Origin of the sequence: Tepidibacter sp., assembly GCF_025210165.1 — a bacterium.
GTDB lineage: Bacteria > Bacillota > Clostridia > Peptostreptococcales > Peptostreptococcaceae > Tepidibacter_A.
Genome location: NZ_JAOASI010000039.1, coordinates 1 through 16,430, shown reverse-complemented (window position 1 = coordinate 16,430; position 16,430 = coordinate 1). Strand labels below are relative to the sequence as shown.

Below are 16,430 nucleotides of genomic sequence, written 5' to 3'. Positions count from 1 at the left end.
ATTAATTCAAAATACAGCATCAAAAGTATGTTAAAAAAAAAACTTGTAGGACTTTATAAAAAAAATATAGTATACTATATGTTGGAATGTTTTTCATAGAATATAAATATTTATGCTTGGAAATTCAAGTTGATTTATAATTTATTGTAAGGAGGTAATATGAATGAAGCTCTTAAGTTTTAGAGGTGGTGTTCATCCGCCACACAGAAAGAAAAGTACTGAGAGTATAAAAGTAGAAAGAGCTAAAGATCCAGCTACTTTATATATACCTCTTCAACAACATATAGGAGCACCATCTAAGGCTATTGTTAATGTTGGAGATACGGTTAAAGTAGGGCAAAAGATAGGAGAGGCACAAGGTTTTGTTTCTTCACCTGTACATTCTTCTGTTTCTGGAAAGGTAAAGGCGATTAAGGAATGTCCAATACCAGGAGGAAAGGGATTATGTGTAGTTATTGAAAATGATTTCGAAAACGAAGCTCATGAAAGTGTTGTTCCTAAAGGAAGCATAGAATCTCTAAAGGGAGAAGAAATACTAGAAATAATAAAAGAAGCTGGTATAGTTGGTATGGGTGGAGCAGCATTCCCAACTCATGTTAAATTATCACCACCAAAAGAGAAAAAAATAGATACAGTTATATTAAATGGAGCTGAGTGTGAGCCATATCTTACAGCGGATCATAGACTTATGCTTGAAAATCCAGAATCTGTAGTTTATGGACTTAAAGCTATAATGAAGGTTTTAAATGTCGAAAAAGGATATATAGGGATAGAAGACAATAAGCCTGATGCTATAGAAGCTATGACTAAGGCAGCTCAAAAAGAAAGTAATATAGAAGTTGTAGGACTTAAAACTAAGTATCCTCAAGGAGCAGAAAAGCAACTTATATATGCTTGTATAAAGAAAGAAGTACCATCTGGCGGATTACCTATGGACGTTGGAGTTGTAGTAAATAACGTTGCAACAGCAGCTCAAATATATGAAACTATAACGACAGGTATGCCTCTTATAGAAAGAATAACTACTGTTACAGGCAGTGCAATAACAAATCCTACTAACCTACTTATTAAGATAGGAACTACATTTGAAGAAATAATAAATCAATGTGGTGGATTTAAAGAAGAAGCAGGAAAGGTTATAATGGGAGGACCTATGATGGGACTTGCTCAATATACGCTTGAGGTACCTGTTACTAAAGGTGGATCTGGTATACTATGTCTTAATAGAGAAGAAGCTACTTTACCAAATCCAGCCAATTGTATAAGATGTGGTAAATGTGTAGATATATGTCCTGCATTTTTACAACCGATTTATATAAGTGCTCATTCACTAAAATATAACTTTGATAGAGCGGAAGATTATAGAGCTCTTGACTGTATAGAGTGTGGATCATGTTCATTTATATGTCCATCAAAGAGACCTCTTCTTCAGTCAATAAGAGTTGCAAAAAAAGAAATAATAGCACAAAAAAGAAAACAAAGTAAGTAAAAGGAGGTAAAGGAATGGATAGTAAATTTATAATATCTTCTTCTCCTCATTTAAGATCAAAAGAAGATACTTCTACTATAATGAGGGATGTTGTAATAGCGTTAGTTCCAGCAACTATAGCTGCTGTTTATTATTTTGGAATGCCAGCTTTAGGAGTAATTATATCTGCATTAATAGGTGCGGTTGCATCAGAAGCACTATGTCAAAAACTTATGAGAAAGCCAGTAACTATAAACGATTGGTCGGCAGTGGTTACAGGATTATTAGTAGCATTTAATATACCAGCAAGTGCTCCTTTATGGATACCATTTGTAGGATCAGTATTTGCAATTGTAATAGTAAAGCAATTATTTGGAGGAATAGGACACAACTTTATGAACCCTGCTCTTGCAGCTCGTGCAATGTTACTTGCTTCTTGGCCAGTAGAAATGACAAGTTGGGTAACTCCAGGACCAGATGCTGTATCTACAGCTACTCCTCTTGCGATAATTAAAGGTGCAGAGGCAATAGATATGGCAAAACCAAGTTTCTTCGATCTTTTAGTTGGTAATATAGGAGGATGTATTGGAGAAACATCTGCAATACTTTTAATATTAGGTGGAGTATATCTTCTATATAGAGGAGTAATCACTTATGTAATACCTACTTACTATATAGGAACAGTATTTGTATTAACATTCTTATTTGGTGGATTTGATATAGCAAATTCAATGTACCACTTATTTGCTGGGGGATTAATGATTGGTGCTTTTTATATGGCAACAGATTATTCATCATCACCTATGACTCAAAAAGGTCAAATAATATATGCAATTGGATGTGGAGCTTTAACTACGATAATAAGATTATGGGGAGGATACCCAGAAGGAGTTTCTTACTCAATATTATTAATGAACGTAGCAGCACCACTTATAGATAAATATGTAAACCCTAAAGTATTTGGGGAGGTGGCTAAGTAATGAAAGAAATATTAAAGCTTGGAGTAATACTTTTAATAATAACATCTATATCGGCTGTTGTTTTAGGATTTACTAACGAAGTTACATTACCTGCAATACAAGAACAAAATGAAATAGCTAATACTAAAGCTCGTAATGATGTTTTAAAAGCTAAAGAATTTAAGCTTGTTGAAAAAGAAGTAGAATCAACTATGCTTAAAGAAATATATCAAGGATTAAATGGATCTGAGGTAGTAGGATATACTATAAAAACTGCTCCTAAAGGATATGCAGGAGAGGTTGAAGTAATGGTAGGAATAGGTACAGATGGTACTGTTCACGGTATTTCTATAGGAAATCATGCAGAAACTCCAGGACTTGGAGCAAAAGCTGCTGATGAGCCATTTAAGAGTCAATATAAAGGAAAAGGTATAGATAAGAACCTTGAAGTTATTAAAAATCCAGGACCTAAGGAAAATGAAATTGTTTCAATAGCTGGAGCAACTATAACTTCAAAAGCAGTAACTGATGGTGTTAATGAAGCGATAAGAATATATAATGAAGCTTTAAAATAGGTTGGAGGTGAAATTATGAAATTAGGTAAATTATTAAAAAATGGTATTATAAAGGACAATCCTGTATTTGTACAGGTTTTAGGTATGTGTCCAACTCTTGGAGTTACAACTTCTGCTGAAAATGGATTAGGTATGGGACTTGCAACGACTGCAGTTTTAATATGTGCAAACTTAGTTATATCACTTGTTAGAAAGCTTATACCTTCTAAGATAAGAATACCTGCATTCATAGTAGTAATAGCGACATTCGTTACATTAGTAGGAATGCTTTTAAAGGCTTATTTACCAGCACTTGATAAAAAACTTGGATTATTTATCCCTCTTATAGTTGTTAACTGCTTAATATTAGCAAGAGCAGAGAGTTTTGCGTCTAAAAATGGACCAGTAGCATCAATAGTAGATGGAATTGGAATGGGACTTGGATTCACAGCTTCTTTAACATTACTTGGTATTGTTAGAGAATTATTTGGAAATGGAACTATATTCAATCAATTAATATTAGGTAGTGCATATAAGCCAGCGCTTATAATGATATTACCTCCAGGTGCATTTTTAGCGTTAGGATTACTTCTTGCAGCTATTAATAAAATTGCTGACAAAAAAGCTAGTTAGGAGGGGAATTGGATGGAAATATTTTTAATATTAGTAAGTTCTATATTAGTAAATAACTTTGTATTATCTAGATTCTTAGGTATATGTCCGTTCCTTGGAGTTTCTAAAAAAGTTGAAACTGCAGTAGGTATGGGTATGGCTGTTACTTTCGTTATGACTTTAGCATCTATAATAACTTATTTTGTTCAATATTATGTGCTTGAGCCACTTGGAATACAGTTTTTACAAACAATCGCGTTTATACTTGTAATAGCATCTCTTGTTCAGTTCGTTGAGATGGTAATTCAAAAAATGAGTCCTACGCTTTATCAAGCACTAGGAGTTTTCTTACCACTTATAACTACAAACTGTGCGGTTTTAGGGGTTGCTATAATAAACATAGACAGTAATTACAACTTAATTCAAACAATAGTAAACGGTATAGGTGCTGCTATCGGATTTACACTTGCAATAGTTTTATTTGCAGGAATAAGAGAAAGACTTGAACTTGCAGATGTACCAGAAAGTTTTAAAGGATTTCCTATTGCCTTAATTACAGCAAGTCTTATGGCAATAGCATTCTTAGGATTTACAGGATTAGTTTAGGTAGGGGGTGAAAAATATGTCTTTAATATTAAATTCAGTAGTAAGTCTAGGTGCTATGGGACTTTTATTTGGTTCTGGTCTTGCATATGCTTCTAAAAAGTTTGCAGTAGAGGTTGACCCAAGAGTAGAAGCTATAAATGAAGCTTTACCAGGAGCTAACTGTGGAGGTTGTGGTTATCCTGGTTGTGGAGGATTAGCAAATGCAATTGTTGCTGGAGATGCTCCAGTAAATGCATGTCCAGTAGGAGGATCAGATACTACAGCTAAAATAGCTGAAATAATGGGGCAAACTGCACAAGAGGGAGAAAAAACAGTAGCAAAGGTTATATGTAATGGTACATGTAACAATGCTAAAGAAAAAAGTGAATACTATGGAATAAATGACTGTAGAGCAGCAGCCTTAGTATCTGGTGGATCTAAATCTTGTCAGTATGGATGTTTAGGTCTTGGAACTTGTGTTAATGTATGTCAATTTGGTGCTATTGTAATAAAAGACGGAATAGCTAGCATAGATAGAGATAAATGTGTATCTTGTGGTAAATGTTTAGAAGTTTGTCCAAAATCTGTAATAGACTGGGTTCCTTATTCTCAAGAAGTAGTTGTTGAGTGTAATAGTGAAGAATTCGGAAAAGATGTTAAATCTAAGTGTGCAGTTGGATGTATAGGATGCGGAATGTGTGCAAGAGCTTGTCCATTCGAAGCTATAACTATGGAAGGCAAATTAGCTAAGATAGATTATTCAAAGTGTACACAATGTATGGTTTGTACACAAAAGTGTCCAACAAAAGCTATATCAGGAGAGCTAAGCAAGAGAAAAAAAGCTGTTATAGAAGAAGAAAAATGTGTTGGATGTACTATATGTAAGCGAAAGTGTCCTGTTGAAGCAATCGAAGGAGAGCTTAAGCAAAAACATACTATTATAGAAGAAAAGTGTATAGGATGTGGCGAGTGTTCGAAAAAATGTCCTAAAGATGCTATAAAAATGAAATAAAAAGGTAAAAATATAAGGTGTGGTATTTACCACACCTTATTGTTTTTTTTTGACCGAAATGATAAACTATTTAGGGATAATGTATTATTGTAGAGGTGATTGTATGAATATTGTATTAGCGTCAGCTTCCCCTAGAAGAAAAGAGATTCTTTTTAATTTGAATTTAGATTTCGAAATTATGAAGAGTGATATAGACGAGTTTATAAATGATAGAGATACACCAGAAGCTATTGCTATGAGTCTATCATTTCAAAAGGCAATGGATATTGCAAATAAAACATCCAGAAACAGTGTAGTAATTGGGGCTGATACAATAGTAGTTCTTGACGAAGAAATATTAGGAAAGCCCAAAAATGAACAAGAGGCTTTTGATACGTTAAATAGGCTCTCTGGTAAATACCATAAAGTTATTACAGGTATTTCTATACTAAACATTGAAGACAATAAAAAAATTGTCGATTACGAAGTGACAAAAGTAAAAATGAGAGAATTTAGTGAAGATGAAATAAAAAGATATATAAAAACAACAGAGCCTATGGACAAAGCAGGTTCGTATGGTATACAGGGGTATGGTTCTTTATTTATAGAAAAAATAGATGGGGATTATTTTAATGTAGTAGGACTTCCTGTTTCAAAGTTAGGACAAATTTTATATAGACATTTCAATGTAAATATTATATAAATTAGGAGGAAGGTGTATGGGTCATATAAATAAAGTATCTATAAAGGATATGGCTAAAAACCAAAGACCCAGAGAAAAAATAATATTAAGTGGAGTTAATAGCTTGTCTGATACAGAACTTTTAGCTATTTTACTTAGAACAGGCAATAAAAATATGTCGTCAATAGAGCTTGCAAACTATATAATAAATATGGATAAGTCGTTAGGAATAAGAAAATTAGCTTATACTAATATAGAAGAACTCAAAGAAGTAAAGGGAGTAGGAACAGCAAAAGCTTGTCAGATAATGGCTGCGATAGAGCTGGGCAGGAGAATTTCTAAATTTATTCCAGAAAAAAAACCAAAAATTACAGGCCCAGATGACATAGTAAGTATGTATATGGAAGATATTAGATACCTAAAAAAGGAAGTGTTTAAAGCTATTTTATTAAACACGAAGAATGAGGTTATAAGTGATGTTGAAATTTCGGTGGGAACTTTGAATTCATCATTAGTACATCCAAGAGAAGTTTTTATTGAAGCTATAAAAAGGAGTACAAATAAAATTATTCTTATGCATAACCATCCTTCAGGTAATCCTGATCCTAGTAGAGAAGATAAGAATATAACTAAAAGGCTTATTGAGGGAGGAAAAATATTAGGTATAGATATAATAGATCATATAATAGTTGGAGATGGAATGTATTTTAGCTTTAAAGAGAGAGGTTTAATCTAGAGAGGAGAAGTCAAAATGAAAAAGAGTAAGAATAAAAATAAGAGTGAAAAAAAGACTAAACAAAAAATGAGTTTTTTTAATACAAGATCAAATGATATGGGGATAGATTTAGGAACAGCAAATACATTAGTTTATGTAAGAGGAAATGGAATTTTAGTAAGAGAGCCATCTGTTGTTGCTATAAGAGATGATAACAAAGAGGTTTTAGCTGTTGGAGAAGATGCAAAGAAAATGATAGGAAGAACTCCTGGTAATATTATAGCTATAAGACCTATGAAAGATGGAGTAATTGCTGATTTTGATGTTACTCAAAGTATGCTTAGATATTTTATAAAAAAAGCTTATCCTAAAAAATCATTATTTAGCAGTCCGAGGATTGCAGTATGTGTTCCATATGGAGTTACAGAAGTAGAAAAAAGAGCAATAGAAGAAGCTGCTAGACAAGCTGGGGCTAAAGATGCTTACTTAATAGAAGAGCCTATGGCTGCCGCTATTGGAGCTGGTCTTAAAGTAGAAGAACCAGATGGAAATATGGTAGTAGATATAGGTGGAGGTACTAGTGAGATAGCAGTTATATCATTAGGAGGTATAGTTACAGCCAAGTCGATTAGAATTGGTGGAGATGAATTTGATGAATCAATAGTAAACTATGTTAAAAAAGAGTACAACCTTATGATTGGGGAAAGAACTGCAGAAGAAGTTAAAATGCAGATAGGATCTGCATTTAAGGAAAATGAAGAAGAAGAAAGTATGGATATAAGAGGAAGAGATTTAGTAACTGGTCTTCCAAAGACTATGAATATAACATCTAGTGAGGTAAGAGAAGCATTAAAAGAACCTATAACTAGTATATTAGAGGGAATAAAGGCAACACTTGAAAGAACACCACCAGAGCTTGCATCTGATATTATGGAAAATGGTATAATGCTTACAGGTGGAGGAGCTCTTTTAAAAGGACTTGATAAATTAGTTAGAGAAGAAACTGGAATGCCTGTACATATAGCAGAAGATCCACTTGATTGTGTAGCAAAAGGAACAGGTAAATCTGTTGAGGATAAGGAAATCTTTGATAAAATTCTTATGTATGGAAGAAAAGAATAAAAGATGGTGATTGCGTGAGAAGTAAAAAGAAAAATAAAAACAAAAACAAGCTAAATAAAGAAGTGATAGTGATTAGTTTAATCACTATCACTCTACTTGTAATTATAGGGATATCAATAGAAGGAAGATATAATAAGTATTTGCCAAGTGCTGTACTTGACATTATTACCCCTGCACAAAGAGGCTTGAATAAGGTTTCTAGTGTAACTAGCGAAAATGTTTTAGGGATAATCAATTATAAAAAGAATTTGAACAAGATAGAACAACTTTCAAAAGAGAATGATGATTTGAAAAAGAAAGTAATAGAAATAGATTTAAGCAAAGATGAATTAAATGAACTTCAAAGTCTTAGAAAGTCCTTAAACTACATACCAGAAGGATATGATCAAAATTACATAAGTGCATCTGTTATAAGCAAAAATGATGGAAATTGGTATGATTCATTTACCATATCTGCTGGCAAAAAAGATGGTGTGATGAGAGATAGTATAGTGGTATCTGGAACCGGTCTTGTTGGAAAAGTATATGAAGTATCTAATAACTATTGTAAAGCAATTTCTCTTTTAAACAATAAATCAGCTGTTAGCTTTGAAGTTTTAAGAAAAGGAGAATACACAGGGGTTATAAGTCAAAATATATCTATGGATTCTAATGAAAACTTTACTGGATACCTTAAAGGATATTTATTTGATATTAAATATGAGGTTGTTCCAGGTGATATACTAATAACTTCTGGAATTGGAATATATCCAAAAGGTATACCTCTAGGTGAGGTAGAAAAGGTTGTAGAGGATAAAAATAATTTATTAAAATATGTAAAGGTAAAACCTTATGTAGACTTCAAACATATAGACAAAGTATTAATAACAAGACCTAGAATAGTAGAATAAAGAGGTAATAATTATGAGAAATATAATATTGATTTTAATAGGAATATTCATAATAATTATAGAAAATAGTATTGTGAATTATATAGATATATTTAATATAAGCTTAAATTTATGTATTATATATATAAGTATTATCTCTTTATTTATTAAAAGAAATGATGGAGCTTTAATAGGGTTAATACTTGGTATCTTAAAGGACATATTAATTGGAAGATTTATAGGTGTAAATGCTCTTGTATTCTTTATTATAGGATATTTATATGGGATATTAAAGGACAAAATATTCAAAGAGAGTGTTACAAGTATATTAATATTAACATTTTTTTCTTCCTTATTTGATTCTCTTATAAATTGCCTTTTATTAAAAAGCTCATTTGCAAGTGAAAAGATACTATTTTCTTTGATTAAAGGATTTGTCTTTATACCTGCATTAAATATGCTATTTGCTTTAATTGTATATAAAGCATTAATAGATTTTGTAAAAAAATTAGATAATATTTAGTGGTGATTATATGATAAATAAAAAAATTAAGGATAGATATGATGTTTTAAGGGTTGCTTTTGCTGTTATATTTTCTATTATTATATTAAAGTTAGGATATATGACTATTATAAAAGGTGATTATTATTTTGAGCAGGCTCAAAATAAAGTGTATAAGAAAATACTAGTAGAGAGCCCTAGAGGAGAAATAAGGGATAGATATGGAAGATTGCTTGCCGGAAATAGGGCATCTTTTACTGTTCAACTTCTAAAAAATGAAATAGAAAAAGCTAGTGCAAACGAAGTTGGTAAAAAAGTTATAAATGTATTAGAGAAAAACGGAGAAAAGTATATAGATGAATTCCCTATAATAAAGGAAAATGGAAAGTTTATTTATACTTATGATAAAAATATTGAAGATTGGAAAATTAAAAATGAAATTCCTTTAAGTTATAATGCACAAAAAAGTTTTTATGTTTTAGTGAATAGATTAGCAGATGAAGGTGTTATTAGTATTGATGATACTACAAGTAAATTTGATTTGCAGAAGATGCTAAATCAAAATGGATATTATCCTCCTATATACGTATCTGAATGGAAGTTTGCAGAAAATGTAAAAAAAAGCCAATGGTTATATAAATATAGAATAAAAGAAGAGACTATAAGTGCAAAAGATACTTTTGATAAGTTAAAAGAGTATTTTGATATTTCTGATGATTTAAATGATGATGAAGCTAGAAAAATAATTTTATTTAGAAACTTACTCAAATCTCAAGGATATTTACAGTATCAGCCTATAAAGCTTGCTATTGATGTAAAAAAAGAAACAGTTGCAGAGATAGAAGAACTTGCAATAGAACTTACAGGAATTAGTATAGAGACTGAGCCTATTAGATATTATCCAAATAAAAATCTAGCATCTCATATACTTGGACAAATAGGTAAAATATCTCAACAAGCAGAAATTGATACTTATACTATAGACAAAGGATATAGTATAAGTGATATGATAGGAAAAACAGGCATTGAAAAGAAGTTTGAAGATAAGCTTCACGGAGAAAAAGGATTTAAAAAGGTTATAGTCGACTCGGCTGGAAGATTAATAAAGAATATAGATATACAGTCTCCTAAAGCTGGAGATACTGTTTATTTAACAATAGATAAGGATTTACAAAAAGTTGCAGAAGCTTCTTTGGAAAAAGTATTAAAAACAATACAAGTTGGAGGAACCTATGAAAGTCCTTGGGGAAATTATAGATTAAGAGATAGTAAAAAAATATATAATAATGCTACTTCAGGTGCTGTTGTTGCACTTGATGTTAAAACTGGAGAAGTTTTAGCTATGGCTAGTTATCCAGATTATGATCCTAATTTATTTGCAACTGGTATAACAAGTGAGGATATGAATAAACTTCTTCCTCGAAATAAAAATAATCCACTAGAAGCCAAACCTCTTTATAATATAGCTACAATGACATCGGTTCAGCCAGGATCTGTATTTAAGATGATAACTGGGCTTGCTGTTATAGACAATGGATTAGATCCAACATATCAAATATATGATAAGGGACGTATAATGCTTGGAAATAAGTCGTTTGGATGTTGGATATGGAATGACCATAGAGGAAGTCATGGACCTACAAATTTATATAAAGCAATAGAGCAGTCTTGTAACTATTATTTTTACTGTGTAAGTGTTGGATATGATTATGCAAAAGAAAAACCATTACCTGTAAAAATGAACATAGATGAGGTACTTAGATATTCAAGGCTGTTCGGACTTGATGAAAGAACTGGAATTGAAATAGAAGAAATTCCTGGTAAGGTTCCAAATCCAGAATCTAAGTTTAAATCAACTAAAAGATCTCTTAAATATGATCTTGATAGAAAACTGAAAACTTATTTTGATGATATAAATGGTGAAAATAAAGGTGAGTATGAAAAACGAATAGATGAAATACTTAGTTGGATGAATGAAAATCCAAGTAGAGGAACTTTATTAAAGAGATTAGAGGATTTAAAGATAAAAGAAGATAAAGTAGGAGAAGTTGCTGATTTGATTAAGTATAGTTATTTTAATCAAGCTAAATGGACTACAGGAGATACGTTTAATATATCTATAGGTCAAGGAGCTAATGCATATACACCACTTCAAATAGCAAATTATATATCTGGACTTGTTAATGGGGGCTATAAAAATAAAGTTACGGTAGTTGATAAAATAGAGTCTTATGATAAAATGGATATATATAAAGATGATATAAAAAGAGAAAGAATACCTTTAAATGATGATTTAAATTTAGAAGAGATAAAAAAGGGTATGCTAAGAGTTACTCAGCAGGGAACTGCAAGAAGCGTTTTTGGGCAATTTCCTGTTAAAGTTGGAGCAAAAACTGGTACTGCACAAAAAAGTGGTAGGATTCCAACTGCTGATGAAGTTGAATATTTACTTTCTCATATGAAAGACTATAGAGTTGATACTCAACAAGCTCTAAATCTTGCCGATAAATATCAAAAGGAAGATAACAAAAAATATAGCTATGACTATTATATAAGGAAAGCTTTGTATAAGCTTAATCCGCGTCTTACTTATGATGAGATAAATAGGTTTAAGGATACTTATGATAATTTTGCTTGGTTTGTATCGTTTGCACCTTATGATGACCCTGAAATAGCAGTTGTATCACTTATATTCCAGGGAGGACACGGAGGTTATGCAGCTCCTATAGCTAGGGATATAATGGTTGAATATTTTGGACTTACAAAGAATGAAGAAGATTATGAGGTTAAAGAAAAATTAAACATAAAGGAAGAATTAAAAAGATAAAAAAGGATTTATATAGTTTTTGAAGAATAATAAATATATAATCTTTTGGAGGAAATTATATGGCTTTAGGAGATGTAATAGAATTTAAAGGAAACAAAAAAAATTCTAAAAAAGATAATGTAGAATTTAAAGGAAGCAAAAAAGGATTGGTCATAAATATAAAAAATTGTGATGATTTTGAACAAGTCAAACAAGAAATAATACAAAAAATTGAATGTGCTGGCAAATTTTTCATAGGAGCAAAAATAGCTGCAATTAACAGTGACACAATTACAGATTTTCAACAAATAGAGCTTAAAGAAATTATAAGTAGTAAATTTCAAATAGAGTTTGTAAAAGAAGAATTAGTATTTGATGGAATATATGAAGGACAAACTAAATTTGTAAAAACAACTTTAAGGTCTGGGATGAAGATTGAATTTAAAGGAAATGTAGTTGTTATAGGAGATGTGAATCCAGGAGCTCAAATAGTAGCTTATGGTAATGTCATTATAATGGGATGCCTAAGAGGAGTTGTTCATGCAGGAGCTAATGGGAATAAGGATGCCTTTGTTGTTGCATATGATTTGAACCCTATGCAGCTTAGGATTCAAAATTTAATATCTATAGCACCTGATGAAGAATTTCAAAAACCTAATTATCCTGAAATAGCCTTTATAAAGGATAATTGTATAGTAATAGAGCCATATTTGAATAGAAGATAGTTAATATGCACGAATGGGGGTAGTATTGTGGGTGAAGTTATTGTAATTACATCGGGTAAAGGTGGAGTTGGTAAAACTACCACTAGTGCCAACTTAGGAACGGCTCTTAGTCTTTCTGGTAAAAAAACCGTAGTAGTTGATGCTGATATTGGTCTTAGAAATTTAGATGTTGTAATGGGTCTTGAAAATAGAATAGTTTATGATATTGTTGATGTAGTTGAAGGTACTTGTAGATTAAAGCAAGCACTTATAAAGGATAAGAGATTCGAAAACTTATATCTGTTACCTGCTGCTCAAACTAGGGATAAAAATGCTATAACTCCAGAGCAGATGAAGAAGCTGTGTGATTCATTAAAAGAGTCATTTGACTATGCATTAATTGATTGTCCAGCGGGAATTGAGCAAGGATTTAAAAATGCTATAGCTGGAGCAGATAGAGCATTGGTAGTTACAACTCCTGAAGTTTCTGCTGTTAGAGATGCAGACAGAATAATAGGGCTTTTAGAGGCTAATGAAATACATGATCCAGAGTTAATAATCAATAGAATAAGACTTGAGATGGTTAAGCGTGGAGATATGATGGATATGGAAGATATAATAGATATATTAGCTATAGATTTATTAGGAGTTATTCCTGATGATGAAAGTGTTATAATATCTACTAACAAGGGAGAACCTGCTGTTACTGATCCTAAATCATTAGCCGGACAAGCTTATAGAAATGTTTGTCAAAGAATAATGGGAGAGCAAGTTCCATTTTTAAGTATGGAAACACAAGGTTCTTTTATGGATAAAGTAAAAAAAATATTTGGTATTGCTAGATAGGGGGGGAAGCTTTGTTAGATTTATTTAAGATGTTTGGAAATGAATCTAAGACTAGCAAGAATGTAGCCAAAGAAAGGCTTAAATTAGTTCTTGTTCATGATAGAGTAGATTGTTCTTCCAAATTTCTAGATATGATAAAAGGAGACATCATAAATGTTATATCTGAATATATAGAAATCGACGAAAGCGGATTAGATGTTCGAGTTGCAAAAACTAGAAGCTCAGATGATGATGCTCCTATGTCTGCGCTTGTTGCAAACATACCTATAAGAAAAGTAAAAGAAGGAATAAGATAAAAATATTATTGGGAAATCCTTATAGGATTTCCCAATAATATTTTAATTTTGAAGTAGGTGATGATGTTGAAGATAGAATTAAAGATGTTTAAGGATATTGATTGGATATTGGTTACAACTGTAATAGCGATATTTTCAATAGGAATGGTTATTATAAGTAGTGCAACACATGTTAATGATTCTGGAAGTTTTAAACAGTTTACTGTTCAAATTATATCGTTTGCTATAGGCTTGATAATAATAGCTATTATGCTATTATTTGACTATAATAAGATAGGAAAATATCATAAATATATATATGGATTAAATGTATTTTTGTTATTGGCGGTTTATATTCCTGGTTTAGGAGTAAAAATTGCAGGGGCTAATTCGTGGATTAAATTAGGACCAATAAATATTCAAACATCAGAAATAGTTAAGCTAGGATTTATAATAAGCTTTGCTAAGTTTATGGAAAATAAAAAAGATAAGCTAAATACATTTAAGGATTTGTTGCCTATAGTGGCATACGCTGCACCACTACTTTTATTGATTTTAATACAGCCAGATCTAGGAACTTCAATAGTTTTCATATCTATAATATTTGGTATGGCATTTATTTGTGGGATTAATTATAAAATAATAGGGTATACCTTTATTACTGCTATAATATCTGTACCTATAATATATAATTTTTTGAAACCACATCAAAGACTTAGAATAGATGCTTTTCTGCATCCTGGTGATCCTAAATTTCCTGGTAATTATCAGGTTATTCAATCTATGGTAGCTATAGGGTCTGGAAAGATATTTGGAAAAGGACTTTTTAAAGGAACTCAAAATCAATATAATTTCCTTCCTGTACAGGAAACAGATTTTATATTTGCTGTATTGGGAGAAGAACTAGGCTTGATTGGTGGAGTAATATTAGCATTGCTATTTTGCTTATTTTTAAATAGAATACTTAAGATAGCACAAAATGCAAAGGATTTTTATGGAACTTTAATAACAATAGGTGTATTATTTATGTTCTTGTATCAAATTGTTCAAAATATAGGAATGGCTATAGGGCTTATGCCTGTTACTGGGGTTACACTTCCCTTTGTTAGTTATGGTGGAAGTTCTTTGGTTACTAGTATGATGGCTCTTGGCATAGTATTAAATGTATCTATGAGAAGAAAAAAGATAAACTTTTAAGGGAAGTGTATATATATGAATATAGCTTTAATAGCTCATGATAGAAAAAAAGAAACTATGGTTAATTTTACAATAGCATATAAACATATATTAGAAAAACACAATTTATATGCTACAGGAACTACAGGACTTAGAATCAAAGAAGGATCTGGACTTAATGTAAATAGGTTTTTGTCTGGTCCTCTAGGGGGAGATCAACAAATAGGTGCAAAAATTGCAGAAGAAGATATGGATTTAGTTATATTCTTAAGAGATGCACTGGAATCTCAACCTCATGAGCCAGATATACAAGCTTTAATAAGACTGTGTGATGTACATTATGTCCCTGTCGCTACTAATTTGGCAAGTGCTGAGATATTTATAAAGGCTATTGAAAGAGGAGACTTGGACTGGAGAAGTGTAAGAAAAACAAATATGTTTAAATAATCAAAAAAGATATGCTATCTATATTTATAGATGGCATATCTTTTTTGCATATAAATAGCCATTTAATCATATTTATTAATGAATAAAGACTTTTTGAGGGGGATGAACTGTGAAGTTATATAAAAATGAAACAAATAGAGCAGTTGAGTCTAAAAGAATATATAATGATATTGAGGAAACTTTAGCTCTTGCTGCACTTGATGTTGGCGGAGCAGCTACACAAACTAGAAAATTAGCTAAAAAGAAAGAGACAGTACTTATATTAGGTGCTGCTGGAAAATCCGGATTACTTTGTTGCTACGAAGCTAAAAAAGCTGTTGGTCAAGATGGAAAGGTTATAGGACTTGTAAGAAATAAAAAAAGTAAAGATATTCTTAAGTATACTGGTTTTTGTAATGAAATAATAGTTGCAGATGCGAAGAACTCAAATCAGGTTTTAAATGAAGTATTAAGAGTTAACGATGGAAAAGAAGTTGATATATGTATTAATTGTGTAAATGCAGAGAGTACAGAAGTATCTAGTATATTACCAGTTAGAGATGAGGGTATAGTTTACTTTTTCTCAATGGAAACAAGCTTTGCAAAAGCAGCACTTGGAGCAAAAGGTGCAGGTAAAGATGTTACGATGATAATAGGTAATGGATACACAAAAAAACATGATGATATAATTTTAGAGGACTTAAGAGAGTGTGATACACTTAGAACAATATTTAAAAATTTAGTTGATTAAATGTATAAGGAGATTCTACTTATGGGCTTGCTACTTTGTGCATTAGTGGTGGAATGGATACTGCTGTTGTAGTTAAAAGGTAATTTTAGTTTGGGGCTTTGGTGTGTTATGCATCAAGGTCCTTTTTTATAGAAAATTATATGGAATAATCTAGGATTATTTGATATATTGTGTATATAGTGGGAATATATACTCAGGGTTTGTGCTTAGGCACAAAATAATACACATTAAAATAACGCTACTTTGTCAACGTTTTAATAAAACTATAGATTCTGCCTTATAAAATATCCTAAAAGTTCTAAACTCCCTACGGTCAGACAACGAACTTTCTTAACGGATATTTTAACAGCATAATCTAAGTTTTATGGTAAAACGTTAACTAAAAGT

At 31.3% G+C, this 16,430-nt stretch carries 18 protein-coding genes; all 18 read left to right on the top strand.

From position 1 onward, the window contains the following. Positions 1 to 163 precede the first annotated feature (163 nt). The 18 genes from rsxC (at position 164) to N4A48_RS06110 (ending at position 16,043) form a co-directional block, all read left to right on the top strand. On the top strand, positions 164 to 1,489 hold the full coding sequence (gene rsxC / locus N4A48_RS06195; protein ID WP_293664980.1) for an electron transport complex subunit RsxC: 1,326 nt from the start codon (positions 164 to 166) through the stop codon (positions 1,487 to 1,489). Positions 1,490 to 1,503: 14 nt separating this feature from the next. Further along, a complete protein-coding gene (locus N4A48_RS06190; RefSeq protein ID WP_293664979.1) occupies positions 1,504 to 2,448 on the top strand; it encodes an RnfABCDGE type electron transport complex subunit D in 945 nt (314 codons plus the stop codon). Continuing rightward, positions 2,448 to 3,002, top strand: a complete 555-nt coding sequence (locus N4A48_RS06185; protein WP_293664978.1) for an RnfABCDGE type electron transport complex subunit G — start codon at positions 2,448 to 2,450, stop codon at positions 3,000 to 3,002. The genes N4A48_RS06190 and N4A48_RS06185 overlap by 1 nt, the downstream gene beginning before the upstream one ends. A 15-nt stretch (positions 3,003 to 3,017) precedes the next feature. Then, positions 3,018 to 3,614 (top strand): electron transport complex subunit RsxE, encoded by a 597-nt coding sequence (gene rsxE / locus N4A48_RS06180; RefSeq protein WP_293664977.1) that lies wholly within the window; start codon positions 3,018 to 3,020, stop codon positions 3,612 to 3,614. 12 nt (positions 3,615 to 3,626) lie between these two features. Beyond that, positions 3,627 to 4,199 (top strand): electron transport complex subunit RsxA, encoded by a 573-nt coding sequence (gene rsxA / locus N4A48_RS06175; protein WP_293664976.1) that lies wholly within the window; start codon positions 3,627 to 3,629, stop codon positions 4,197 to 4,199. Between the two features lie 16 nt (positions 4,200 to 4,215). Further along, complete coding sequence (gene rnfB / locus N4A48_RS06170; protein WP_293664975.1) at positions 4,216 to 5,190, top strand: RnfABCDGE type electron transport complex subunit B; 975 nt, start codon at positions 4,216 to 4,218, stop codon at positions 5,188 to 5,190. A gap of 103 nt (positions 5,191 to 5,293) precedes the next feature. Further along, entirely contained in the window at positions 5,294 to 5,872 is a 579-nt protein-coding gene (locus N4A48_RS06165; protein ID WP_293664973.1) for a Maf family protein, read from the top strand. A gap of 16 nt (positions 5,873 to 5,888) precedes the next feature. Next, complete coding sequence (gene radC, locus N4A48_RS06160; RefSeq protein ID WP_293664972.1) at positions 5,889 to 6,587, top strand: RadC family protein; 699 nt, start codon at positions 5,889 to 5,891, stop codon at positions 6,585 to 6,587. Positions 6,588 to 6,653: 66 nt separating this feature from the next. Further along, the gene (locus N4A48_RS06155) at positions 6,654 to 7,688 is read left to right on the top strand and encodes a rod shape-determining protein (protein WP_293665119.1); all 1,035 of its coding nucleotides are present in this window, start codon (positions 6,654 to 6,656) and stop codon (positions 7,686 to 7,688) included. Between the two features lie 14 nt (positions 7,689 to 7,702). Beyond that, on the top strand, positions 7,703 to 8,578 hold the full coding sequence (gene mreC / locus N4A48_RS06150; RefSeq protein WP_293664971.1) for a rod shape-determining protein MreC: 876 nt from the start codon (positions 7,703 to 7,705) through the stop codon (positions 8,576 to 8,578). 13 nt (positions 8,579 to 8,591) lie between these two features. Further along, positions 8,592 to 9,080 (top strand): rod shape-determining protein MreD, encoded by a 489-nt coding sequence (gene mreD, locus N4A48_RS06145; RefSeq protein ID WP_293664970.1) that lies wholly within the window; start codon positions 8,592 to 8,594, stop codon positions 9,078 to 9,080. Between the two features lie 10 nt (positions 9,081 to 9,090). Beyond that, on the top strand, positions 9,091 to 11,886 hold the full coding sequence (locus tag N4A48_RS06140; RefSeq protein WP_293664969.1) for a penicillin-binding transpeptidase domain-containing protein: 2,796 nt from the start codon (positions 9,091 to 9,093) through the stop codon (positions 11,884 to 11,886). Positions 11,887 to 11,945: 59 nt separating this feature from the next. Beyond that, complete coding sequence (minC, locus tag N4A48_RS06135; RefSeq protein ID WP_293664968.1) at positions 11,946 to 12,590, top strand: septum site-determining protein MinC; 645 nt, start codon at positions 11,946 to 11,948, stop codon at positions 12,588 to 12,590. Positions 12,591 to 12,617: 27 nt separating this feature from the next. Further along, positions 12,618 to 13,415, top strand: a complete 798-nt coding sequence (gene minD / locus N4A48_RS06130; protein ID WP_293664967.1) for a septum site-determining protein MinD — start codon at positions 12,618 to 12,620, stop codon at positions 13,413 to 13,415. A gap of 11 nt (positions 13,416 to 13,426) precedes the next feature. Next, entirely contained in the window at positions 13,427 to 13,711 is a 285-nt protein-coding gene (minE, locus tag N4A48_RS06125; protein ID WP_293664966.1) for a cell division topological specificity factor MinE, read from the top strand. A gap of 63 nt (positions 13,712 to 13,774) precedes the next feature. Next, positions 13,775 to 14,887 (top strand): rod shape-determining protein RodA, encoded by a 1,113-nt coding sequence (gene rodA / locus N4A48_RS06120; RefSeq protein WP_293664964.1) that lies wholly within the window; start codon positions 13,775 to 13,777, stop codon positions 14,885 to 14,887. 15 nt (positions 14,888 to 14,902) lie between these two features. Then, complete coding sequence (gene mgsA / locus N4A48_RS06115) at positions 14,903 to 15,313, top strand: methylglyoxal synthase (protein ID WP_293664963.1); 411 nt, start codon at positions 14,903 to 14,905, stop codon at positions 15,311 to 15,313. Positions 15,314 to 15,422: 109 nt separating this feature from the next. Continuing rightward, the gene (locus N4A48_RS06110; RefSeq protein WP_293664962.1) at positions 15,423 to 16,043 is read left to right on the top strand and encodes a hypothetical protein; all 621 of its coding nucleotides are present in this window, start codon (positions 15,423 to 15,425) and stop codon (positions 16,041 to 16,043) included. Positions 16,044 to 16,430 lie beyond the last annotated feature (387 nt).

Coding starts and splice junctions, on each gene's coding strand:
- rsxC (WP_293664980.1), top strand. CDS start 164: ATGAAGCTCTTAAGTTTTAGAGGTGGTGTTCATCCGCCACACAGAAAG.
- N4A48_RS06190 (WP_293664979.1), top strand. CDS start 1,504: ATGGATAGTAAATTTATAATATCTTCTTCTCCTCATTTAAGATCAAAA.
- N4A48_RS06185 (WP_293664978.1), top strand. CDS start 2,448: ATGAAAGAAATATTAAAGCTTGGAGTAATACTTTTAATAATAACATCT.
- rsxE (WP_293664977.1), top strand. CDS start 3,018: ATGAAATTAGGTAAATTATTAAAAAATGGTATTATAAAGGACAATCCT.
- rsxA (WP_293664976.1), top strand. CDS start 3,627: ATGGAAATATTTTTAATATTAGTAAGTTCTATATTAGTAAATAACTTT.
- rnfB (WP_293664975.1), top strand. CDS start 4,216: ATGTCTTTAATATTAAATTCAGTAGTAAGTCTAGGTGCTATGGGACTT.
- N4A48_RS06165 (WP_293664973.1), top strand. CDS start 5,294: ATGAATATTGTATTAGCGTCAGCTTCCCCTAGAAGAAAAGAGATTCTT.
- radC (WP_293664972.1), top strand. CDS start 5,889: ATGGGTCATATAAATAAAGTATCTATAAAGGATATGGCTAAAAACCAA.
- N4A48_RS06155 (WP_293665119.1), top strand. CDS start 6,654: ATGAGTTTTTTTAATACAAGATCAAATGATATGGGGATAGATTTAGGA.
- mreD (WP_293664970.1), top strand. CDS start 8,592: ATGAGAAATATAATATTGATTTTAATAGGAATATTCATAATAATTATA.
- N4A48_RS06140 (WP_293664969.1), top strand. CDS start 9,091: ATGATAAATAAAAAAATTAAGGATAGATATGATGTTTTAAGGGTTGCT.
- minC (WP_293664968.1), top strand. CDS start 11,946: ATGGCTTTAGGAGATGTAATAGAATTTAAAGGAAACAAAAAAAATTCT.
- rodA (WP_293664964.1), top strand. CDS start 13,775: ATGTTGAAGATAGAATTAAAGATGTTTAAGGATATTGATTGGATATTG.
- mgsA (WP_293664963.1), top strand. CDS start 14,903: ATGAATATAGCTTTAATAGCTCATGATAGAAAAAAAGAAACTATGGTT.